The sequence below is a fragment of the Asaia sp. VD9 genome (genome assembly GCF_037150015.1).
Taxonomy (GTDB): Bacteria; Pseudomonadota; Alphaproteobacteria; order Acetobacterales; family Acetobacteraceae; genus Asaia.
Genome location: NZ_JBBCQM010000006.1, coordinates 64,679 through 87,430, shown reverse-complemented (window position 1 = coordinate 87,430; position 22,752 = coordinate 64,679). Strand labels below are relative to the sequence as shown.

Sequence of the window (22,752 nt, the reverse complement as noted above, 5' to 3'; positions counted from 1 at the left end):
TCATGAAAAGCCTTCCCCTGACTGCCACGCTGCGCCTGCAGTTTCATCGCGAGTTCACTTTCGATCACGCCATTCCACTCATCCCCTATTTCCGCAAACTCGGTATCAGCCATCTCTATGCTTCGCCACTTCTGGCTTCCACACCCGGGTCGATGCATGGCTATGACACGATCGACTGCCATCGCATCGATCCTGACCGCGGCGGGATTGACGGTCTGAAGCGGCTGGTCGCGCGCCTGCGCCAGGAAGGTATGGGGCTTTTGCTGGATATTGTACCCAACCATATGGGCGTCGGGCCGGATAATGGCTGGTGGATGGATGTCCTGCGCCTGGGACAGCGCAGCGCCTATGCACAGCACTTCGATATTGACTGGACACCCCCAGACCCGAGTCTGCATCACAAGGTCCTTCTCCCGTTTCTGGGCGACCCGCTGGTTGATATCATCCATGCCGGGGGGCTTACGCTTGGTTATACCCAAGGCGGTGGAACGCTCGACCTTCTATATGGCGATCATCGTTTTCCTCTGTCGCCCGAAAGTGCAACCGAAATAATGGGGGAGGCCGGGCTCCCTGCCGCGAGAAAAGCGGACGCAAGCTTCCAGAAATCCGATGACGGCAAGGTTCTTCTGGGGCGCCTCAACGGACTGGTTGACCACCACACGAAAAAGGGCCGCGCAAGATTGCGTACGCTGCTCGATGCCCAGCATTACCGCCTCGCCTGGTGGCGCGCTGCGGGTGATCTGATCAACTGGCGCCGATTCTTCGATGTCACCTCGCTCGTGGCGTTGCGCATGGACCGTCGGGAGGTCTTTGAGGACGCCCACAAGCTCGTATTCGAACTGTATCGTGAGGGCCTCATCGACGGGCTTCGCGTCGATCACGTGGATGGTCTCGCGCGCCCGGCGGAATATTGTTCCCGTTTGCGTGCCAAGCTCGACGGGCTGCGGCGCGAGCGTCCGGAAGGGCTACAGGATCAGGCCCCGTTCTTCATCGAGAAGATACTGCAGCACAACGAGATTCTGCCGCTCGAATGGCCTGTGACAGGCACGACGGGCTATGACTTCCTTGAGCAGGTGGATCTGCTGCTCCATCATCCTGCCGGCGAGGCACCTCTGACGGCACTCTGGTCTGGACTGGGCATGGCTGATTTCGAGGATGTCGAGCATCTTGCACGCATCGAAAAACTGGATACCTCGTTCGTTGCGGATTTCGATACGCTTGTCAGTCTTCTGCAGAAACAGTTTGAGCAAGAGCGCGATATCACGCCCCACGCCCTTGGGACCGTCCTGCGTGCCCTTCTGATCGTCTTTCCTGTCTATCGCAGCTACTTCGCTGACGGAGGCGATTCCGGAGCGGATTTCCGCGCTATCGACCGGGCACGTCTCGCTGCGCAGCATCTCCTTCCTTCGTACCAGCATGCGCTGCTCGACCAGCTTTGCCAGTTTCTGGCCGATGCGCGTATCGACACAACGGAGCGGCAGGATATCCTCGAGCGCTTCGAGCATCTGACAGCGCCTCTCACGGCAAAGGCTGGGGAAGACACGGCTTTTTATCGTTACGCCCGCCTGCTCTCGCGCAATGATGTGGGATGTAATCCCGATCGGTTCGCCGCCTCACCGCTCGCCTTCCATATGACCAACCGTGAGCGACAGGCGAACCATCCTCTTGCGCTGCTCACCACAGCGACCCATGATCACAAGCGTGGAGAAGACGGACGCACGCGATTGATGGTGCTGAGTGAGCCGGAAGCCAAGTGGCCAGATATCGCCGCCTCCTGGCTGGAACAGACACAGGATCTCCTTGAAAAAACCTCCCACGGGCTCTCTCCTGTTCCCGCCGATGCGTATTTCATCCTGCAGACACTGATCTCCTCCTGGCCTCTGGCTGAGGAAGAACAGGAATCCTACCCGGAGCGCGTCAGCGCCTATCTGACAAAGGCGCTGCGCGAAGCAGGTGAGCGGACAAGCTGGAGCCACCCGGAAGAGGCGTATGAAGAAGCCTGCCTGACCTTCGCGAAGCTTTGCATCACGGGTGATTTCCGTGCGCAGATCACCAGGCTCCTCGCTCATATCGGCCCATCTGCAGCGCTCAACAGCCTGTCCCAGACAGTGCTGCGTATGACCAGCCCCGGTGTTCCCGACCTTTATCAGGGGCGCGAATGCTGGGATTTCAGTCTTGTCGATCCGGATAACAGACGCCCTGTCGATTACTTGCGTCATCAGGCCATGAACCAGAAGGGCGTCTCTTTCGCGGCCAGCGCCACAGACTGGAAAACGGGTCGTGTAAAGCAGGCTCTGATCGAGACCGTACTCGATCTGCGCCTGCGCAACCCCAATCTGTTCGAGACCGGTCGTTACCTTTCCCTGGCCCCGACAGGTCCCCTGTCCGACCATATTATCGCCTTCGAGCGCGAGAGCCCCGAGGGCGCTTGCCTGGTAATAGCGCCCCGCCTGACCATGGCGCTCTCACCGGCGCCCTCGCTTTCCACCCGCCATGAGGGATGGGCGAAAACCCATATTCCGGCGCGGGGCGCCTGGAAAAGCCTGCTCCATGAGGGCGTGACCCATCAGGGGGGGGATTTGCCCCTCGCCTATCTGGATGGGCGTGTTCCCCTCGATGTCCTGGTCAGGCAGGACTGAATCCGGTTGGGGTCAGGCGGGGTAAGGAACTCACGCCTGACCGAAGCAGGAAAAAGCAATTCTCCCGAAGTTCCCCAGCTTCGCATATCCGGGGCGATCATATTCTCCCTTTGGGCTTTTCTGGCATCATTGGGCATCAATATTGCCCGTAAGCCTTTCCTGTGACTTGCACGCCGCAACCCGATCTCTCGCGAAGACGTTACACCGCCCCACAGGTGAGGTGACGCGTGCATATACTCCATATTGCGCTTGGCGGTTGCCTCCGCGCTCCCCCCGTCACCTATGGTCTTACCCCTGATACAGGCGGGCATATCGCCTACGTGCTGGAAGCCGCAAAAGCACAGGCGCGCTGCCCGGAAGTCGACCACGTCACTATCGTAACGAGACGATTTCGAGATGAATGTCTCGGACTCATCCATGACACGGAAATAGAGCGCGTCGCCGAGAACGTGTCGATCCTGCGCATCGGTCCTGCAAACGCCCCCTATCTGGAAAAAGACGGGCTGCTGTCAGAACTGCCCGTCCTGACCCAAGCCTTGCTGGACCACGCCACCCGGGCGGATCGACGCATCGATATTGTTCATGCCCATTTTGCCGACGCTGCCGTACCGGGCCTCGCTCTGGCGCGCGCCCAGAGCATTCCCCTGCTCTACACGCCTCATGCGCTTGGCATGGACAAGCTTTTGAGTGGTGCTGCCGAATGCCCGGCCCTGAAGGCACGCATCGTTCGGGAAGAAGAGGCGATGCGTCGAGCAGACGGGATCATCGTATCAACGCGTGACGAAGCGAACCGGCAGATCCCGCGCTACGGCGTTGCTGCAAGTCGCGCTAAGCTTCGCGTGATCGCACCGGGGGTTCCAAGACTGTCTTCCGGCACCGCCGATCACGGGATGAAATTTATAGAGGGTCATCTTCAGGCTCCAGAGCGGCCGCTTATTCTTGCCATCGCCCGACCGGTTGAGAAGAAGAATCTCGCCTTTCTCGCCCGGACCTATGCGCAAGACCGGGAGTTGCAGAGAAAAGCCAATCTGGTGATCCTGGCCGGACAGCAATGCGGCTTGATCGCGGGCTCGGAAGAAGCGCGTGTGATCGACACGCTGCGGGAGATCAGATCCGAATATGGCCTGGCGGATCGTTTCGCGCTTCCTCGACGTCATGAAGCGGATGATGTCGCGGGACTTTATCGCCTCGCCGCCCGCAGCCACGGTGTTTTCGTTAATCCTGCACGTCACGAGCCCTTCGGCCTGACTCTGCTGGAGGCGGCCTGTGTCGGCCTGCCGGTCATAGCCACCAATCAGGGCGGCCCCGTCGATATCATTGGCAGTCTGGGGCATGGTATCCTGATCTCCCCTGAATCGGAAGCTGCGCTGGCAGGTGCCCTGCACCGCATTATCGACAGGCCTGCCATTTGGTCCAGCCTGGCGCAGAACGCGCGCCAGGCCGAGACCCGTCTCGGATGGGAAGGGTTCGCGCGCGGGTCGATCGATTTCTATCGCGATCTCATGAGCCGTACGGAGGGCGCATATCCGTCGCGCAATGCGGCTCTTCCCTCCGGGCGTGTCGATCTTGTGCCTGACATTGCCCCCCTTCCCTTTGCCCTCGCCGATATCGCGGGAACACCTGGAGGCCGCCCGTGAACAGACCTGTCGGCTATTTCGTTCATCATCAGGGGCGTGGTCATGCCGAGCGCTGCATGGCCGTCGTCAATGCCCTGCCTACAACCCGCCCTGTAAGGCTGTTCTGCGCGCGTGATGACCTCTTCGGCGAATTGCCGGCGCATGTTTCCCTGACCCGCATCCCGTCGCTTTTCGAAGCGACAGGCCAGGAAAACCCGGCTTTGGCTGACATACCCACGCCGCGCACCCTCCATTGCGCGCCCCTCGGCTGGCCGGGCATACGCAAGGCCATGGGTGAGATCGTGTCATGGTTTGCTGAGGCCGATCCCGCGCTCATGATTTGCGATGTCTCAGCCGAGATCGCTCAGCTCAGCCGCCTCTGCAGCGTTCCCCACATCAAGGTGCTCCAGCACGGTGATCGCAGCGATGAGGGCCATCAGGCTGCCTATGACGGCGCCATTGGCCTTCTGGCACCTTTTTCCGAGCGGCTGGCTCAACCCGAATGGGATGCCCAACTGCGCCGCCGCATCTTCTTTGCAGGGGGGCTCGGCAAGGCGGATATCCTGCCTGAGAAGGAAATCGCACGCCGTCGCCTCGGTATCGATGACAAACGCGAGGTCATCCTCGTGATGTCTGGTGGGGGAGGCACCGGCATGAGCGAGGCTCCTATCACGGTGGGCGCACGTCATCGACCAGAGGCGCTATGGCTCACCATCGGAGCCATGCAGCGCGACTGGCATGCCACCGAGCCGGGTAACCTCCAGCATCACGGCTGGGTCGGCAATGCCGCCGATTACGTGGCGGCGGCCGACTGCATCATCGCCAGCACGGGTAACACGACCTGCCAGCAGATTCTGGCGGCGGGCAAGCCCTGGCTCGCCATACCGGAATGGCGCTATTTCGATGAGCAGCACCGTAAGGCGGAATGTCTGGAATCCGCCCAGATGGCCGTCACACGCCCCCATCTGCCCGCCTCGGGCATGGCATGGACACAGGCTCTGGCGGAAGCCTACGCGCGCCACGCCCCAGACCTGCAACGCGCCGCCATCGACGATCGCCCCGCCGAACGCACAGCGCTCTGGATCGAGGGGCTGATTGCGCGTTTCTGGAATGATCACACCGACATCACCCGGGAGATATTGCTGCCATGACCACAATTTCAGTGCTGACCCTCGCGAAAGGGCGCGCCGCCCATCTGGCCAATATGATGCTCGGCCTGTCACGCCAGACTGTTCTGCCTGATGAAATGATCATCGCCGTCATGCAGGACAACCTGTATGAGGCCCTCCCGGAAATGCCCTTTCCGGTACGGCAGATCCGTATCAAGACGGATCGGTTACGCTTGGCCGAGGCGCGCAACAAGGCTGCGCAAGTCGCATGTGGTGAGCTTCTGGTCTTTCTGGATATCGATTGTATCCCGGCACCAGAGTGTCTGCGCGAATATCGTGACGCCTTGCACACGCACGATGCGCTGTTGATGGGAGAGGTGCAGTATCTCCCTGCGAACACCGCCTCTCCGGGATGGAGCTACGAAGCATTCGAGCAGGTCTGCGAGCGGCATTCCGATCGACGCGGACCACCTGCGCATGGGGTCGAGCCCTGCCCTGATTATCGCTGCTTCTGGTCGTTGAATTTCGCGATACGACATGAGCGTTTCGATCTTTCCGGTGGGTTCGATGAAGCCTTTACCGGCTATGGCGGCGAGGACACGGATTACGCGAAAGGTTATACCCTGGGTGGAGGACAGCTCGCCTGGGTCAATGGCGCGCGGGTCTACCACCAGCATCACGCCCACCACATGCCGCCCGTGCACCATCTGGAAACGGTTGTGCGCAATGCGGAGCTCTTCGAGCGCAAATGGGGTTACCGCACGATGGGGCACTGGCTGCATGCCTTCAGGCTCATGGGGCTGATCGATGATACGCCGGGTCGCCCCATCCGCATTCTGCGCGCACCGGATGCCGGAGATCTGGCGCTGACGGGACAGCAGAGCCACCAGCCCTATGCCAATACGACCTCGGTCATCAGAATTCTGGAGGCGCGTGAGAGAGAAGCCCAGCCTATTACTGTCGCCCCCATAACCATGGCCGCAGAATGAGCCGCAGGCTGCGGATCGCGCTTGTCGCACATCCGAGGCATCCCATTGCAGAACCCTTCAAAGGCGGGATGGAAGCGCACAGCTTTCATCTGGCCCGGGGGCTGGAGGCACGTGGCCACCAGGTCACGCTTTTCGCTGCGGGAGACAGTGACGCACGCTTCACCATCGACCCGATCCTGCCCGTACACTACGATCGGGATTATCCATGGGAAAACGCGACGCCCGACCCGCGGCTCTACCCGCTGCTTGACCGACATTTCGGCGCGGCCCGTCACCGCATTTTCAGCGGCGCGTTCGACGTGGTGCACAACAACTCCCTGCATCGCTTCATCCTGCAGGAAGCGCGCCGGACCGGTCTGCCCTGCCTGACATCTTTGCATGTTCCCCCCTTTGAGGCGATCCATGGCGTGGTACGGGACACGGTCTGTACTACCCACCGTGCGACGGTGACCTCAGCCCGGCAGAATCTCTGTTGGTGGCCCGATGGCGTACCGCCCTACAGCACCGTGGTGCATAACGGCATCGATCCGACACTCTGGCCCTTTTCTTCAGGGGCAGGAGATCACGCTTTATGGAGTGGACGCATCACCGCCAATAAGGGGCCGCATCACGCCGTTCAGGCAGCGCGTCAGGCTGGTATTGGGCTCAAGCTCTTCGGCTATATGGAAGATCAGGCCTATTTCGACACGATGATCGCGCCCTATCTCGATGACAACATCACCTATGAGGGGGTGATTGACGGCGCGGCCCTCTCGCTCGAAATGCGCAAGGCGGCCTTGTTTCTCTTCACGCCGTGCTGGGATGAGCCGTTCGGCCTGGTAGCGATCGAGGCCATGGCGAGTGGCCTTCCCATTGCGGCCTTCGATCAGGGAGCTGCGCGCGAAATCATCGGCGACGAGGCAGGGCGTTTCGCGCCGGCACAGGATGTTTCAGCCCTCGCCTGCGCCATTCGGGAAGCGCGAACGATCGAGCGTCGCAGACCAAGAGGGAGGGTGACTTCCTGTTTCACCCTTGACCGCATGATCGACGCCTATGAGCAGCTTTATGGGGAGGTGATCGCGGCTGCCTCTCCGGTAAGCGATCAGGCGCGGGCGGGATAACCTAATGGCGTCTCGTACGCTCCGCTCACGAAACGCTCATGTTGTAGACGGCGAAGATCGCCCAGAAAAGCGTTGCCCCTAGCGCCCAGAAATTGGTGTGGAAATGATCCTGCATGTCGACCGACGTGCCTGCAATGGCCCAGGCGAGGCAGACATGGAACATCAGCACACCGACCACCATGGCCCCCATACGATAGCGCAAGCGACGCAGGGCCGATTTTTCCTGCATTTCCAAAGTCGGGTTGGCGAGTTCTGCGCTCATTCTGGCTCTCCGTGAGAGAGGCGTCGGCATTGATCGACCGGTCCGGCGCCAAAGGAATATCAAGTTCCGATTTTCTGCCCCGCAATACCCGTATGGCCCTGCGGGAAGTTCGAGGCACCATGCCCGAATTTGACGCCTGATGCAAAAAATTGTCTGGTCAACATCACCATACAATGAAATCAATGGGCGATCTTCATCGGGATTGATGACGACAAGACGGTACAATCACCCGAACAAGACGAAACATTTTTCCCTGATCCATCCATTCCATTGAAAATATTGCCTTTTATTCTCTCTTTTTCGTGATCGCAACATCACTTCGTCTCGCTTCAGACGATGTCGGAAAAACCTATGGCGGGACGATAATCAAGTACGGAACGCAGACTGATGAGAGACTCACGCAGCCCCGCCAGATCGGGCGCGCTCCCCAGCGCCATACGCACGGCGGCAGGCGGGGGCCCGTTGACGGCAAAGACCGAACTCGGCACGAGAGCGAGGCCCTGACGGCGCGCGAAAGCCACGAAATCGGCACTGCTCCACCATTCCGGCAGAGGCAGCCAGACATGCGGGCTCGGGCTTTTATCGGCCACGCGCGCTCCCATGATCTGGCGCAGGGTCTGGTGACGCTGGGTCAGTTCGTCCCGGATACTACGCAGGCAGTGCTGGGCAAGTCCGGTCTCGATCCAGCGTGAGACGAGGGCGTCCAGAAGCCCCGCCTTGGCCTGACATATCGCCCTGACTCCCGCCGTGATACGCCGCGTCATTTCTGCGCCTGGCAGGACGATATAGGCCGTACGCAATCCGGGACTGAGCACCTTGGAAAGGGTCGCCACATAGAGCACCCGTGATGGATCGAGCATGGCTAGGGTTGGCGGTGGCGCCTTGAGCAACAGGCTGTAGGGATCATCCTCGACAATCTGCACCTGATGTCGGCGCGCAATGGCCAGAACCGCCTCGCGACGGTCGACTGACCAGGTTGCTGTGGTCGGGTTGTGGAGGGTCGGGGTGCAATAAAGGACGCGCGGCCGATGTCGGGCACAGAGCTCGTCCAGTGCCTCGGGGATCAGCCCCTCATGGTCCTGTTCCGTGCCGAGCAACACGTAACCAAGCTGCGCCGCGATCGCCCGCATTCCCGGATAGGTCAACTGATCCGTGACGATGGCCTCACCCGGCTTCACGAGAGAACTCATGATGGCAGAAAGCGCTACCTGGGCACCGGGCACGATCAGGATCTCCCCCGCACGACGGCGGCCGAGAACGGGCTGCAACCATTGTGCCGCAAGCTGCCGGTCCTGTTGCGTTCCGCCTGTAACACGATAGGACATGACAGACTGCACATCCTGATGGCGAAAGATCGCGCCGATCTCTCCCTGGATCATGGCCTGTAATGCGGGGTCACGTGGCAAGGGTGGCGAATTCATTGTCAGATCGATGACACTTGCATCGGTCTGCCGCCAGGACCCCTCACCGGCATTGATCCGAACGAATGTTCCGCGTCCGATCGTGGCATCCAGCAGGCCGCGCTTCTGGGCCTCGGAGATCGCCCGGGTCACTGTGCTCAGATTTGTACCAAGCCGCGTCGCAATGACCCGCTGGGGCGGCAGTTTCTCCCCTTCCTGCAGATCTCCCTTTCGGATCGAATGCGCGATAGCCTCGACAATCGCGAGATAGAGCGCTCCGGTATTCCGGCTGATCGCGGCTTTCCATTCCCCGAGATAGGCTTCATCCGCCATCTGCCTGTCTCCTTCCTTGCCCGTCAGCGTCTCTTCTCTCTTCTAGCGCTCCTTTTCGCGTTGCGGGAATGCTGCAAAGCGCTGCCACGTCAAAATCTCCCTTCGGAAATGTCGCAACGGGCCTGATCGATCAGCCTTCCTCGTCCCGCATCATGGCTCGAAGCATTCTGTCCTGCTTCCGGACCAGGAAGGCCAGACCATTTCATTTACACCATTCCATTTGCACTGTTTTTTATAGTGGTTTTCAAAATTAACGAGAATCATCGTTGACAGAGCATGTCATTCCGTTTTGTTATTTCAAAATAATAACGTTTATCAAAGTGAAATAGCTTTCCCGCTATGATCCTCGGTGAGATTGGTGTCATGGATTTCACAGAACATTTTCGTTCCATCTCTGAAGGCGCCGTCGGACGAGACCGCGAGAGGCAGCCAGCCGAAGCGGTTGTCAGGACGCTCGCGCATGCCGGATTTGGGCGCCTGCGTCTTGAGTCGGAACGAGGCGGGCTTGGTTTCGGGCTGACCGATACGTTCCGCGTATTGCGTGACCTCGCCAGTGCGGATTCCAACATCCCGCAGATCTTCCGCGCGCATTTCGCCTTTGTCGAAACACTACGCGCGGGCTTGCCCGATGCCGAGCGGTGGCGCGGTCTGATACGCGACAACCAGATTTTCGGTGCGGCCATGGCCGAGCGCGGCAATGAGACCAGCGTGACCACCGAGGTGACAGACGGACCGAACGGTCTCGTTCTGAACGGACGTAAATACTACTCTACCGGCACGCTTTATGCCGACTGGATCATCGTCTGGGCCAGTTTGGCGGGCGACCGCGTCCGCGTACTGGTGCCTGCCGATGCACCGGGTGTGACACGCGTGGATGATTGGGACGGGTTCGGCCAGCGCCTGACGGGCAGTGGCACGACCCTCTTCGAGCAGGTCGCTATCGCCCCCGCCCAGATCGTCGAGCGTGCCCCCGCCGACACGCCGCCCAGCCAGCCTTTTCTCGGCGCCTATTACCAGCAATTCCACAACACCACTCTGGCCGGCATCGCCCAGGCCGTGCTGCGTGATGCGCTGGCTTTCGTACGACCGCGCGAGCGTGTTTTCGGCGTGCCCGGCAAATCAGTGCAGAAACATGATCCCGTGGTGCAGGGCGTGGTGGGGCGTCTGTCCTCTCTCGCCTATTCGACTGCAGTGCTGGCCGATCAAGGGGCGCGCGCGCTTGAGGCCATCGAGCCGCTCTTCCTTGCGGGCAATCACGATGATAACGCCATCGAGCGCGCCCAGGAGGAGATCTTCAAGGCGCAGCAGATCATCGCCCAGCAGACGCTCGAGGCGGCCACTCTTCTCTTCGAGGTCGGAGGGGCGTCGGCCACCTCCGAGACGCTGAGGCTCGACCGCCATTGGCGCAATGCCCGCACCCTCGCCTCTCATAACCCAGCAGCCCAACGCCAGCGCGAGCTTGGCGATGTTGCCCTGAACGGCACACGCCTGTGGACGCCCTATCGTGACGGGCTGCGTCGCCTCGCCGAGGCCAACCGTCAGGGAGACGCCGCATGACCCATTCCCCGCTCGCCCCCCGCAAGACCCTGCACGTCAATCTGTTTGAAATGGCCTGTGTGAGCCATATCGTGCACGGCATGTGGCGCGAGGAGGGGAATAACCGCCACCGCTTCGGCGAAATGGCGTTCTGGCTCGACACGGCGCGCAAGGCCGAACAGGCCGGTATGGACGCGATCTTTCTTGCCGATGTGATCGGGATCTATGATCGTTTCGGCGGTCTGGACGCCTCGTTGCGTCTGGGGCTTCAGATCCCCAATCTCGATCCGCTCTCGCTCATCCCCGCCATGGCAGCCGTGACCACCACGCTCGGTTTTGCGGCCACGTTTTCGACCACCTATGAACCGCCCTTCGCTTTCGCGCGGCGCATGAGCACGCTCGATCTGCTGACCGAGGGACGGGTGGGATGGAATGTCGTCACCTCCTATCTGCCCAATGCCGCGCGCAATTTCGGCCTAGATGGCGAGCTGGAACATGACAGCCGCTATGACCGGGCGGATGAATATCTCGAAGTCCTCTACAAGCTCTGGGAGGGCAGCTGGGAAGACGATGCGGTCATCGAGGATCGCGCGGGTGACCGCTATGCCGATCCCGAGCGTGTGCGCCACATCCATCACGAGGGCGATCATTTCCGCGTCGAAGGCCCCCATCTGGTGCAGCCCACGCGGCAGCGCACCCCCGTGCTGTTTCAGGCGACCGGCTCGCCACGTGGCCTGAAAACCGCCGCACGTCACGCCGAGGCCGTGTTCATCGGGGGCAGGACGCAGGAGGAGGTGCGTCGTGCCATCGCCCGCACCCGCGAGGCCGCCGCCGCCCAGGGGCGCGACCCCGCCGAGCTGAAATTCTATGTGATGGCCGGGTTGATTGCCGGACATACCGAGGAGGAGGCCCAGGCCAAGCTCGCCCGTTATCGCGCGCTCTATTCCGTTGAAGGCGCCCTGGTTCATGCCCAGGCGGAGATCGATCTGCGCCAGTTCGATCCGTCCCTGACGCTGGGTGAGGCTCTGGCCCGCAGCGGGCGCGCATTGGGCAATATGGGCCGTCGCTTCGGTGCCGAGCAGACAATCGGTGCCGCCCTCGCCCAGATTGCCAGCTTCGATGAGGGGCGGTTTTTCCGGGCGGGCACGCCCGAGCAGATTGCGGATGACATCGAGACCTGGCTGGATGAGGACGGGATCGATGGCATCAATCTGCGCCAGTATCACAGCCACGAAACCCTCGATGACTATGCCACACTGATCGCACCGGAACTGCGCCGTCGCGGCAGGCTTCCTCCCGCCCCTGTGCAGGGCGAGACACTGCGCCATCGGCTCACGGGGCGAGACCGGTTGCCCGACACCCATCCCGCTGCCCTGTATCGCAGTGACCCTGCGTCATGGCCCGGCCCTACCGGGACCGGCCAGAACGCCCCCCTCCCCATAACCGATTCAGCGTCAAGCGGTCGGCAACAGACCGTGCAGAAAGAAAGCGCCCTGCCATGACCCGCCTGCCTGCCTTCGCATCCTCATCCTCCCCGATCGCCCGTGCGCCGGAAGGTGTCTCGTCCTTCGGCGGTTCTGCGGCCCTCTCGGCGCCGGAAAAGATCAACGTGCTCTGGTTCCTGCCGACCCATGGCGATAGCCGCTATCTCGGTACAAGCGAGGGCGGCCGCGCGGTCGACCTGCCCTATCTCCAGCAGATTGCGCGTGCGGCGGACTCGCTTGGCTATTACGGCGTCCTTCTGCCCACAGGGCGAAGCTGCGAGGATTCCTGGGTGGTGGCGTCCTCGCTCATCACCTCGACGGAACGTCTGAAATTTCTCGTGGCCGTGCGCCCCGGTCTGCAATCCCCTACCCTGGCCGCGCGCATGACGTCTACGCTCGACCGGCTCTCGAACGGGCGTTTGCTGATCAATGTCGTGACTGGCGGCGATCCGCGCGAGAATGGCGGTGACGGGCTGTTTCATGACCATGCCACGCGCTATGCAATCACGGACGAGTTTCTCGACATTTATTCCCGCCTGCTGCGTGGCGAAACCGTCGAGCATGAAGGCCCGCATTTCCGTATCGCCGATGGACGCCTTCTCTTCCCACCGCATCAGGAAAACGGCCCTCCGCTCTATTTCGGTGGTTCTTCCGATGTCGGGATCGATATCGCGGCGCGGCGCGTGGACAAATATCTCACCTGGGGCGAACCTCCAGCTCTCGTGCGTGAGAAGATCAGCCGCGTGCGCGAGGCCGCCGCAAAGACCGGGCGCGAGGTGAGCTTTGGTATACGCTTTCATGTCATTGCGCGCGAGACCACGCAGGAGGCCTGGGCCGAGGCCGACCGACTGATCTCCAAGCTCGACGATGCCACCATTTCGGAAGCGCAATCCGTTTTCGCGCGGCTCGATTCCGTTGGGCAGGCCCGTATGAGCGCCCTGCATGGCGGCCGACGCGACAAGCTGGAGATCAGCCCCAATCTCTGGGCCGGTGTCGGGCTGGTACGCGGCGGTGCCGGCACGGCGCTGGTGGGAGACCCCGCCACCATTGCCGAGCGCATCGACGAATACCGCCGCGCGGGATGCGACAGTTTCATCCTCTCGGGATATCCGCATCTGGAAGAGGCCTATCGCTTCGGTGAACTGGTGCTGCCGCTTCTGCCCACAGCTCACCCGGTGCGGACGCAGAGGGCCAGCAGCAATATGGGACCGTTCGGCGAGACGATTGCAGGCAGCCATCGTCCCGGGCGGGTATCGGCCTCATAATGTCCGACACGCTCCCTCATTATCCCGTCGCGATTATCGGCGGCGGCGCGACCGGCACCATGGTGGCGTTTCACCTGCTGCGCCAGCGTCCCGATCTCGGGGCAGGCGCGGTAGCGATCATCGAGCCACGCGCGCAGCTCGGGGCCGGGCTGGCCTATGGTACGCGCGATGCGCAGCATCGCATCAACGTGCCCGCCGCGCGGATGAGCCTCGACACTGCCGTGCCCGGCGATTTTCGTGCCTGGCTCGATCTCGACGCACTCGCTGCGACAGATCCGGACGCCTTTCTGCCCTCAGGCGATCTCTACCCCGCAAGGGCCCAGTTCGGTCAGTATCTGGCAGCACGCATCGCCCCTTCTCTCGAGGCGGGGCGACTGGTGCATCTGCGGAATGCTGTGACAGGAATGGTACGACGCAACGGGCACTGGGCTCTCACCCTCAGCGAGGGGGAAGGCCTGACCGCGTCCCATGTCGTGATCGCCCTCACCCATCCGGCCCCGGCCTTGCCCGCTGCCTTGCGCCCTCTGGCACAGGAGGCACGTGTCGTGGCCAATCCTTGGCGCGACGACGCCCTGGCACGGATCGCGACGCAGGATCGCGTGGCGATTATTGGTACTGGACTCACCATGGCCGATATTGTGGCGAGCCTCGAGGCCCGCGGCCATCAAGGGCCGATCCTTGCCGTTTCGCGACGCGGCCTGCGCCCGCGCGCCCATGCGGCAGAGGCCTCGGCGCTCTCAGATATCCTGCATCTTGCATCCGCGCCCACGGCTCTGGGCCTGCTGCGCACTGTCCGAGCGGCATTGCGCGACCATCCCGATCTCTCCTGGCACGAGATCATCGATGCCACACGCAAACAGGGACGTAAGCTGTGGGCGGCGCTCGATCTTCCCGAGCGCAAAAAGCTCATCCGCCATTTGCGCCCCTTCTGGGATGTGCACCGCTTTCGCATTGCCCCGCAGATCGACGCGATCCTGACACGACACCTTGCCTCGAAGCGCCTGTCTGCCCGGGCGGCGCGTGTCATCGAGGCAAAGGCAGGTTCGGAAGGGATTGCCCTGACGCTCCAGTTCCGCGGGGAAACCCTTGAGACGCTCATTGTCGATCATGTGGTCAATACGACCGGTCCCGATCATGCAGGTATCATCCCTAACACGCCGTTCCTGCGTGCTCTGGCAGAGCAAGGCCATATCGCCCCGGACCCGACCGGGCTCGGGCTGCATACCGGCCCCAATCATCACGCCCTTCCCGCCAGGGAAACCACACAGAAAACAGCGACCCTGCTGATCGCCGGGCCGCTCTCGCGCGGGACGTTCGGGGAGTTGATGGGCCTGCCGGAAGTGACCGAGAACGCCCAATCCGTGGCGCGCCAGCTCGCCGCAGAACTGAACACCGCGCACCAGCGCGTTCCCGATGAGGTTCGATCATGAGCGCCCTGCCCCCGCATCCGCCCGAGCGCCCTGTCATCCGCTCTGCCGAGGATATCGCTGCCCTTGTCAATCGTGGTCCCTCTGGCAAGGGACATGCGAATATCATCGTCCTGCTCGCTCTGGGGGGCGTGTTCCTCGATGCCTACGACCTGACCACCCTCTCCTACGGCATTGGCGATGTGCAGAAGCATTTTGGCCTGACGGGCTCGCAAACCGGCATGGTCGCCGCCGCCATGAGTGCCGGCACCATCGTGGGCAGCATCACAGGCGGCTGGCTGACCGACAGGATCGGACGCTACGCGGTGTTCATGGCCGATATGGCCTGCTTCGTGATCGCAGCCCTCGTGGCCGCTGCGGCCCCGACCGCCAGCATCCTGATTCTGGCCCGCTTCGCCATGGGGTTCGGCGTGGGGATGGATCTGCCCGTCGCCATGGCGTTTCTCTCGGAATTTTCCAAGCTCACCGGCAAGGGCAGCAAGGCGGGGCGCGCCGCGGCCTGGTGCCCGACCTGGTATGCGGCCTCATCCGCGTGCTTCCTTCTGGTCTTTGCGCTGAATGCGGTGGTCCCGGCAGGCCATCCCGACTGGCTATGGCGCGCCTCGCTCGGCTTTGGCGCTGTACCGGCGTTGATCATCATTCTGGTACGCAGCCGCTATATGAGCGAATCCCCGCTCTGGATCGCGCGTCATGGCGATCTGGAAAAGGCCGCCGCCATCCTGCGCGTCACCCATGGGGTCGATCCGGTGCTTCATATCACCGTGGCTCCTGAACCCGAGGCCCCTCCAAGCCCCTTCTCCCTGCTCCGCAGGCCACTCCTGCCGCGCACGCTTCTGATCATCGGCATGAAGCTCGTCAGCGCAACCTCCTATGCCGCGATTGCCTTCGGCGCCCCCAGTCTGCTCGCAACGATGCTGCACATGAATCGTACCGAGGTGCTCAGTGTCTCGATCCTGCTCAATCTGGTCTTTGCCCTGACGGGTGGGTTGCTTGGCGTGCGCCTGACACGGAGCTTCGGCTCGCGACCGATTACGCTGGCAGGGTACGCGATGCAGATTGTAGGCATCGCCCTTCTGGCGGTCATCGGCACGCCGCACTCATATGCCGGAATCTGGCTGGTCATGACCGGTTTTGCCCTGTTCCTGTTCGCGCAGGGTTTCGGCCCAGGATGCCAGCAGATGGTCTATCCAACCCTGAGCTACCCGACAGAACTGCGCGGGACGGGCATCGGCTTTACCAATTTCATCGCAGGGTTTGGCGGGACGCTGACCATGTGGGCGTTGCCGGGGCTCTATACGAGCCTTGGGACGCAGATCTTCTGGGTCATCCTGATTGCGCCTGTTTTTGGCATCGCTCTTCATCTTGTCCTGAGATGGGAAGTCTTCGGATACGACGCCGATGCCGACCCCGCCTTGCGCCGGGTGCGCGCCGAACCACGCAGTATGTCGGCCCCTGAACGGCTCTGCCCTTCCAACCCCATGCGCTGAACTTCCCGGAAAAATGGCTCGCCCTGACCGGGAATGGCCGATCTCCGTCCGCATTAAACGACCAGAAATGAGTAAATTCATGAAGAACGATCCCATGCAGTCATTACACCCGTCCATGCGATGTCCATCCCCACCCAAGCATCCTGAACCGCCTCACCGACCAGGCTTCTCCGCACCTTTTTACGCGCTCACGACCCCATTCTCCGGATATCGACCCCATGAAACATCGCCACCGATCTGACTTCGCCCTGCGCCCCCTGTCTCGCCCTGTGCCGGGCTTCCTCTCCGCGCGACGCCATCTTTCCAGCGCCTCCATTCTTGCCCTTCTGGCTGGGGGCGGCCTTGGGTCTGTCGCCCCGGCCTATGCCGCCACCAAGCCTGTGAACGACACGGCACGCGCCCAAGCCGGAGCCCCCCGTACCGGTGTCGCGCATCCCAAACGCTCCTCGCATCTGGCAGGCAAGGCGGAATCCATCACAGTCTCGCAACGTCGCCTCTCCCCCGCTGCTGCCGCGGCACGGCAGCTCGATACGGTGCCGGGTGGGGTCTCGGTCATCAATTCGAAAGAGGTTTTGCGCAGCCGCAATCTGACCAATGCCGATCTGCTGGCCTTTCAGCCTGGCGTGTTTGCCCAAAGCTCCGGCGGCGGCGACGGGCTGCGTCTGTCCATCCGTGGCTCGGGCATCCAGACAGGCACGAATTATTTCCGCTCCGGTATTCTGCTGATGTTTGACGGTCTGCCGGTCACCACCCCGGCAGGCACGCCTTATGAGCTTTTTGAAACGCTGGGCATTCAGTATACGGAGGTTCTGCGCGGAGCGAATGCCTTCGATTACGGTGGATTGCAGCTTGGCGGCGCAATCAATTACGTGGCCCCTACTGGCTATACGGCAGATCATTTCCAGGCGCGTGTCGAGGCGGGCAGCTTCAATTACAACAAGCAGCAGATCAGCTCCGGCGCCGTCATCGGCAAGTCCGATTATTATATCAGCGTCACCAAATCCTATCGCGGCGGCTATCAGGCCCAGACAGCCGCAAGCAGCTTCGGCGTTAACGCGAATTACGGCTACCGCTTCAGCGACAACGTCTCGACACGCCTTTTCTTCCGCTATCGCCAGACGCAGAACGGCTATCCGGGCTATCTGACCCGCGACCAGATCGAGACCAACCCGAAACAGGCTCAGGCGCTTTATGCCACGCTGCATGGTCATCGCATCCAGCCCGGCAGCAAATTCTATGGCGACATGACCACGATCCGGATCGATGACCGCTCCAAACTCGAACTCGGTTTCGATTATCAGGATGCGCCGATCGATATCCAAAATACGGCCACGGCCCAGCGCTGGGGCTACAAAACGGTCGCGGGCGTGCTGCGTTATAGTCGCGATGACAGGCTGTGGGGCCATAAGAGCGAGACGCTTTTTGGGATCGATACCTATACCGATCTGGAAGCCTGGCAGACCAATCGTTCACGCACCAATACCGGCATTTATGCCAAAATCCCCTTCGGCACCGTGCTGCGCCATTCGAATTACGGCGGCACCGATAATTACTTTCATATCCGGAACAATTTTGAGCTCTTCCATAATTTCTGGCTGACGGCGGCCGGTGCGCTCGATTTCGTGCAGCGTTCGACCGAGGTCACCTATCCCACTCAGAGCTCTGTCGGCACCTCCGGACTTGGCTTTACGCCACGTGGCGGCTTTCGCTACGTGATTTCGCCCCATGTTTCGATTTACGGCAATGTCAGCCGCAGCTTTCAGCCGCCCAATGACTGGCAGCTTCTGTCAGGCGCGCTCTACACCTCCGGTCCGGCACAAGGACTCAATGCCTCGGGGGTAAAGCTTGATAACCAGACCGCCACGACCTATGAAGCCGGCACACGGGGAGAGTGGAAAAACAATCGCTGGAGCGTCTCCTATTACTATTCGGACGTACGCAACGAGCTGCTTTCGGTCATGACGCCCCTCTCCCAGCTTTACGGTGCGGCCACCTATTCCAACGCCAGCCCGACGACGCATCAGGGTGTCGAGGCCTCGCTGGAAACCGATCTCGTCAAATGGTCAGGTGGCAAGCTCGGCCTGCGCCAGTCCTATACCTGGCAGGATTTTCACTTCAAGCATGACGCGGTGTTCGGCCATAATGCCCTGCCCGGCATCCCGGCCCATTTCTATCAGGGGGAAATACGCCTCGACCTGAAGAACGGGCTCTATGCCAATTTCAATACACAGGTCTCGTCCAAGGTCTCCGGCTCCTATGACGACACCTATTACGCGCCCTCCTACCATATCTTTAACACGACCATCGGATATGAATGGCCGCACAAACATCGTCAGGTCTTCCTATCCTTCAACAATCTCGCCAACACCCATTACGCCTCGATCGTCGTGCCGGGCTATATCGCCGCAGGCAAGCAACTCTCGGTGTTTCAGCCGGGTGACGGTTTTGGCGTCTTCGCCGGTGTCTCGGCGGGCTTCAATTGAAACCCGCCTGTGAGACAGGATCGAAGGCGATTCAACCCAGTTCCCAGGTCATCCTGATCTGGGACTCATAGGACTGGTCTTGTCTCCACTGCTCGGGCAGCCACACGATCCCTGCTCCATAGCGAGAGAGAGCCTCGGGCGGCGCCTTGAGATTCGGCACTCCATCATTCGCGATGTGCAGGAAAGCGATCATTGGAGCGCCATCCGGTGTGGTCTGATAGTCGGCGCCCTGAACCCAGTTCGGCTCTCCCAAAAACTTGTCTCCTTCCCAGTTCAGCAAGGGCGAGGCGGGTGGAACCGCGCTTTCCTCTCCTCTCAGGAGGAAACTATGCGCTGCGTCTGCCTCCATCAAAGCGTCCGAACCCAACCATCGAAGCGCCGTCACGAGATCGCTGTCCTCTGCCCTCGCATCGGGCCGGGACTCGTATTCCATGAGAATCCCCGTATCGCGTGTCTTGCAGAACGCCGTGATTTTCCTCCCACAAGGCGGTTCGAGATCCCCGCTGACAGGCATGGAGCGCAATACCCTCGGCTCGCCCTTGCGGACGAAACGAATGGTGATTGGCGGGTTGTCAGGGAGCCGGGGCCAGTCCTCGATAATCGGATTCACAAAAACCAGAAAGGCCTCTATCCCCGCTGGCAAGCATGCCCTGATGGGCTCAGGAAGGTCGGCCCACCGATACTGACTGTGAAAAAGACAGGGGCCGGTCTTCCCGTCGTAACACCAGTGCGGCCAGTCCATCGAGACCGGCATGAAGGGTGCGCCGTAATATCGGGACACTTCCGGCCCAACCGCCTCACTTTCCCCGAGCCTCTGTGGCTGGAAGCGGGGAATATAGGCATCCTTGGTCAGGCGCCGTGCCATGAAGCCGCACAAAGCCCGACGAGCCTGGGCGAGTTTCTCTATGAAATCGATCCCACGCAGATCGATGATCGGGATGCTCTTGCCTGTGAGGTCCAGATAGGCCTGAGCCAGAAGCCTGTCAGTTTCATTTTCCACAGCTAGGGCGACAATGCTGAAACGCTGCGCCTTGCGAAAGGCGTCACGTTCTTTGTCGGACGCTCCAAGCTTTGGATAGGGACATGGCGGCAAGACTTCCTCGACGCTGCACAGCTTTCCGGGCAAATCCAGATCACCGTGACATACAGAGATAGGGGTTCGGGACTGGATTTTCTCAAGGGCCGATGGGAGTGAGAGATCACCCTTCAGCCCTTTTTCCGTCGCATAAGCCTGTGCCTTGGGCCCTCTGATCAGTCCGACACGCCCGTCTGGCAGCCCCCAGGAAAAGCAATCATCCCCCGACGCTGATGCATTCAAGGGGACCTGACGAACATGACAGGGCAACGGCATAGGTTCATCTCCCGGTGCTTGCTCGCACCTTGTTTCATGCCAGCATTTCATCAGCCCGTGTGGACAGGCAATGGGCGTGGAGACCCTGTCACAGGATTGTGGCATTCCGTCCCCATAATCCCGTTCTCCGACAGAGGACCAGCCCGAGCTGGTCGGACATCGAAAAACAGAGCCAAGCCCCTGTTTTGACCTTTCTTTCTGGAACATTTGTCGCGATCAGACGCTCTGGCCGGGCGAATTCATGGAACGGTCACACACCACCTTGCATGAATCCTTTATCGAGACGCCGTACCCCGGCACTCTTCTGGAAAAAGGAGCAGGTCAATGGAACTTCAGCTTCAGCATGACACGCCCAACGCCCCTTCGGATCGCTGGCGTCAGACGCTTGTTGCCGCATGGCGGGAGCATCGACTGGCCACGATTTCCTTCCAGTCGCGTCGCGGCGCATTGATGTCTCTGGACGAAGAGACGCTGCGCGACGATGATCAGACCTGAGCCCTGAGCGGCCCCTCCGCCTGCGGCCATGTGGCGCAGGCGAGAGGGGCTGCGGCTCCCCATCCAGAACAGGTATTGTCGCCCCACACCATGATTCGTCCGATACGCTCTCTTGCTGCTGCCCTTCTCACTCTGACCTGCCTCAGCCCGGCTACCGTGACGCGCGCAGCGCCTGAACCGGTGAAAACACTATCCGCATCAGACCTGCGGACGAAAACACCAATCAAGCATGTGATCGTGATCTTCGATGAGAACGTCTCGTTCGACCATTATTTCGCGACCTATCCCCAGGCATCAAACCCGGAGGGCGAGCCGGTATTCATGCCAAAGCTCGGAACGCCACCCGCCAACACGCTGTTGCGGTCCAATCTGCTGGTAACCAATCCCAACACGAACCCGGCGAATGGGCCCGACGCCTCCGTGCCGTTCCGGCTCGATCGCAGCCAGGCCAGTACGGCAGACCAGAACCACGGCTATACCGCCGAGCAGATGGCCTATAATGGCGGCAAGGCCGATCTCTTTCCGCTGCATACAGGCAAAGGCTCACCGGGCGGCGTCGGGGCATTTGCCACGCGCGGTCAGGTCATGGGATATTTTGACGGCAATACCGTCACAGCGCTCTGGCGGTACGCCCAACGCTTCGCGATGAGCGACAACGCCTACACAGACACTTACGGCCCCTCAACGCCCGGTGCACTCGAGATCGTCTCGGGACAGACCAACGGGTTGCATATCACCGCCTCCGCCCAAAAGCCCTCGAACCGGGCCCTGCCCTCACCGTTCATCAAGGACGGGCAGGGCAGCATGACCATGATCAACGATATCGATCCGACTGGCGATGTCTGTTCGCTCCCCGGGGAGCAGGTCTGGATGGAGGGGCGTAATATAGGCGACCTGCTGAATGCCAGGGGTATCAGCTGGGGCGGCTTCATGGCCGGGTTCGACCTCTCGACACATAACCGCAATGGCACGACGGGGTGCCAGCGCGCCACCTATTCCACCGTCGTGGCCCAGACGGTTGTCGACTACATTCCCCACCATAACTGGTTCCAGTATTATCCGAGCACATCCAACCCGAAGCACTTGCGACCGTCGGGCGTCGAGGCCATCGGCCAGACGATGGCCGCCGACGGCAAGACAAAAGACCCCGCCAATCATCAGTACGATTTAGAGGATTTCATCGCCGCCACGCGCGCTGGCCATATGCCTGCCGTGTCTTTCCTGAAACTCCCGGCGTTCCAGGACGCCCATGCGGGCTATTCCGACCCGCTCGACGAGCAGGAGGGCGTAGTCCGTCTGGTCAATTTCATCCAGTCACGCCCGGAATGGACGGACACCGCCATCGTCATCGCCTATGACGATTCCGATGGTTGGTATGATCACGCCTTTACTCCCGTGCAGCACAACTCGCATGACGCATCCGCAGACCAGCTCGATGGACCGGGTCAGTGCGGCAAGGGATCTGCCCCCAACGGCCTGAAGGGCAAGCCGGCAAATGGCCGCTGCGGCCCCGGCACAAGAACCCCGCTTCTGGTGCTGTCGCCCTGGGCAAGGCGCAATGCCATTGACCATACACTTCTGACACAGAGCTCCGTACTGCGCTTCATCGAGAATAACTGGCTCGATGGCTCGCGTCTCGGCGGAGGGTCCTTCGATCAGGACGCACAGGATATGGACGGGATGTTCGACTTTCAGAGCAAGCCGGACGCCACGCCGCTCTATCTTGCGCCGAGGGATGGGTCAGTCCTGCATGAAGCGCCCAAGGCTTTCTGATTT

16 protein-coding genes are annotated in these 22,752 nt (G+C 61.2%); 13 read left to right on the top strand and 3 right to left on the bottom strand.

Annotation, left to right across the window (positions count from 1 at the left end):
• Nucleotides 1–2 precede the first annotated feature (2 nt).
• From treY to WFJ47_RS09355, 5 genes are all read left to right on the top strand, one after another.
• Nucleotides 3–2,639 (top strand): malto-oligosyltrehalose synthase, encoded by a 2,637-nt coding sequence (gene treY / locus WFJ47_RS09375; protein ID WP_336762538.1) that lies wholly within the window; start codon nucleotides 3–5, stop codon nucleotides 2,637–2,639.
• Between the two features lie 227 nt (nucleotides 2,640–2,866).
• On the top strand, nucleotides 2,867–4,276 hold the full coding sequence (locus WFJ47_RS09370) for a glycosyltransferase (RefSeq protein ID WP_336762536.1): 1,410 nt from the start codon (nucleotides 2,867–2,869) through the stop codon (nucleotides 4,274–4,276).
• Nucleotides 4,273–5,406, top strand: a complete 1,134-nt coding sequence (locus WFJ47_RS09365; protein WP_336762534.1) for a hypothetical protein — start codon at nucleotides 4,273–4,275, stop codon at nucleotides 5,404–5,406. The genes WFJ47_RS09370 and WFJ47_RS09365 overlap by 4 nt, the downstream gene beginning before the upstream one ends.
• A complete protein-coding gene (locus WFJ47_RS09360) occupies nucleotides 5,403–6,353 on the top strand; it encodes a glycosyltransferase (protein WP_336762532.1) in 951 nt (316 codons plus the stop codon). Before WFJ47_RS09365 ends, WFJ47_RS09360 begins: the two co-directional genes overlap by 4 nt.
• The gene (locus WFJ47_RS09355; protein ID WP_336762530.1) at nucleotides 6,350–7,453 is read left to right on the top strand and encodes a glycosyltransferase; all 1,104 of its coding nucleotides are present in this window, start codon (nucleotides 6,350–6,352) and stop codon (nucleotides 7,451–7,453) included. The genes WFJ47_RS09360 and WFJ47_RS09355 overlap by 4 nt, the downstream gene beginning before the upstream one ends.
• 25 nt (nucleotides 7,454–7,478) lie before the next feature.
• On the opposite strand, the gene WFJ47_RS09350 is transcribed toward WFJ47_RS09355, so the two are convergent.
• Both WFJ47_RS09350 and WFJ47_RS09345 read right to left on the bottom strand, forming a co-directional pair.
• Nucleotides 7,479–7,715 (bottom strand): hypothetical protein, encoded by a 237-nt coding sequence (locus tag WFJ47_RS09350; RefSeq protein WP_127103212.1) that lies wholly within the window; start codon nucleotides 7,713–7,715, stop codon nucleotides 7,479–7,481.
• Nucleotides 7,716–8,044: 329 nt separating this feature from the next.
• Nucleotides 8,045–9,448, bottom strand: coding sequence for a PLP-dependent aminotransferase family protein (locus WFJ47_RS09345; RefSeq protein WP_127103211.1), 1,404 nt, complete (start codon nucleotides 9,446–9,448; stop codon nucleotides 8,045–8,047).
• Between the two features lie 363 nt (nucleotides 9,449–9,811).
• Between WFJ47_RS09345 and WFJ47_RS09340 the strand changes: the two genes are divergently transcribed.
• The 6 genes from WFJ47_RS09340 to WFJ47_RS09315 all read left to right on the top strand — a co-directional run bounded on the left by WFJ47_RS09340 (nucleotide 9,812) and on the right by WFJ47_RS09315 (nucleotide 19,130).
• Nucleotides 9,812–11,005: an acyl-CoA dehydrogenase family protein gene (locus tag WFJ47_RS09340; RefSeq protein ID WP_336762527.1), complete on the top strand. Its 1,194-nt coding sequence runs from the start codon at nucleotides 9,812–9,814 to the stop codon at nucleotides 11,003–11,005.
• Complete coding sequence (locus WFJ47_RS09335) at nucleotides 11,002–12,486, top strand: NtaA/DmoA family FMN-dependent monooxygenase (protein ID WP_336762525.1); 1,485 nt, start codon at nucleotides 11,002–11,004, stop codon at nucleotides 12,484–12,486. Before WFJ47_RS09340 ends, WFJ47_RS09335 begins: the two co-directional genes overlap by 4 nt.
• Nucleotides 12,487–12,587: 101 nt before the next feature.
• Entirely contained in the window at nucleotides 12,588–13,733 is a 1,146-nt protein-coding gene (gene ssuD, locus WFJ47_RS09330) for an FMNH2-dependent alkanesulfonate monooxygenase (protein ID WP_336762672.1), read from the top strand.
• Complete coding sequence (locus WFJ47_RS09325; protein WP_336762524.1) at nucleotides 13,733–15,163, top strand: FAD/NAD(P)-binding protein; 1,431 nt, start codon at nucleotides 13,733–13,735, stop codon at nucleotides 15,161–15,163. The genes ssuD and WFJ47_RS09325 overlap by 1 nt, the downstream gene beginning before the upstream one ends.
• Nucleotides 15,160–16,647: an MFS transporter gene (locus WFJ47_RS09320; protein WP_336762523.1), complete on the top strand. Its 1,488-nt coding sequence runs from the start codon at nucleotides 15,160–15,162 to the stop codon at nucleotides 16,645–16,647. The genes WFJ47_RS09325 and WFJ47_RS09320 overlap by 4 nt, the downstream gene beginning before the upstream one ends.
• Before the next feature lie 218 nt (nucleotides 16,648–16,865).
• Nucleotides 16,866–19,130, top strand: a complete 2,265-nt coding sequence (locus WFJ47_RS09315) for a TonB-dependent receptor domain-containing protein (protein ID WP_336762522.1) — start codon at nucleotides 16,866–16,868, stop codon at nucleotides 19,128–19,130.
• A 31-nt stretch (nucleotides 19,131–19,161) separates the two neighbouring features.
• On the opposite strand, the gene WFJ47_RS09310 is transcribed toward WFJ47_RS09315, so the two are convergent.
• Nucleotides 19,162–20,481, bottom strand: a complete 1,320-nt coding sequence (locus WFJ47_RS09310) for a hypothetical protein (RefSeq protein WP_336762520.1) — start codon at nucleotides 20,479–20,481, stop codon at nucleotides 19,162–19,164.
• Between the two features lie 324 nt (nucleotides 20,482–20,805).
• Between WFJ47_RS09310 and WFJ47_RS09305 the strand changes: the two genes are divergently transcribed.
• Nucleotides 20,806–20,976 (top strand): hypothetical protein, encoded by a 171-nt coding sequence (locus tag WFJ47_RS09305; RefSeq protein WP_158625431.1) that lies wholly within the window; start codon nucleotides 20,806–20,808, stop codon nucleotides 20,974–20,976.
• Between the two features lie 90 nt (nucleotides 20,977–21,066).
• A complete protein-coding gene (locus WFJ47_RS09300) occupies nucleotides 21,067–22,749 on the top strand; it encodes an alkaline phosphatase family protein (RefSeq protein WP_336762517.1) in 1,683 nt (560 codons plus the stop codon).
• The last annotated feature ends 3 nt before the right edge of the window (nucleotides 22,750–22,752 follow it).

Coding starts and splice junctions, on each gene's coding strand:
- WFJ47_RS09360 (WP_336762532.1), top strand. CDS start 5,403: ATGACCACAATTTCAGTGCTGACCCTCGCGAAAGGGCGCGCCGCCCAT.
- WFJ47_RS09345 (WP_127103211.1), bottom strand. CDS start 9,448: ATGGCGGATGAAGCCTATCTCGGGGAATGGAAAGCCGCGATCAGCCGG.
- WFJ47_RS09310 (WP_336762520.1), bottom strand. CDS start 20,481: ATGCCGTTGCCCTGTCATGTTCGTCAGGTCCCCTTGAATGCATCAGCG.
- WFJ47_RS09350 (WP_127103212.1), bottom strand. CDS start 7,715: ATGAGCGCAGAACTCGCCAACCCGACTTTGGAAATGCAGGAAAAATCG.
- WFJ47_RS09355 (WP_336762530.1), top strand. CDS start 6,350: ATGAGCCGCAGGCTGCGGATCGCGCTTGTCGCACATCCGAGGCATCCC.
- WFJ47_RS09320 (WP_336762523.1), top strand. CDS start 15,160: ATGAGCGCCCTGCCCCCGCATCCGCCCGAGCGCCCTGTCATCCGCTCT.
- WFJ47_RS09305 (WP_158625431.1), top strand. CDS start 20,806: ATGGAACTTCAGCTTCAGCATGACACGCCCAACGCCCCTTCGGATCGC.
- WFJ47_RS09340 (WP_336762527.1), top strand. CDS start 9,812: ATGGATTTCACAGAACATTTTCGTTCCATCTCTGAAGGCGCCGTCGGA.
- treY (WP_336762538.1), top strand. CDS start 3: ATGAAAAGCCTTCCCCTGACTGCCACGCTGCGCCTGCAGTTTCATCGC.
- WFJ47_RS09325 (WP_336762524.1), top strand. CDS start 13,733: ATGTCCGACACGCTCCCTCATTATCCCGTCGCGATTATCGGCGGCGGC.
- WFJ47_RS09335 (WP_336762525.1), top strand. CDS start 11,002: ATGACCCATTCCCCGCTCGCCCCCCGCAAGACCCTGCACGTCAATCTG.
- WFJ47_RS09315 (WP_336762522.1), top strand. CDS start 16,866: ATGAAACATCGCCACCGATCTGACTTCGCCCTGCGCCCCCTGTCTCGC.
- WFJ47_RS09300 (WP_336762517.1), top strand. CDS start 21,067: ATGATTCGTCCGATACGCTCTCTTGCTGCTGCCCTTCTCACTCTGACC.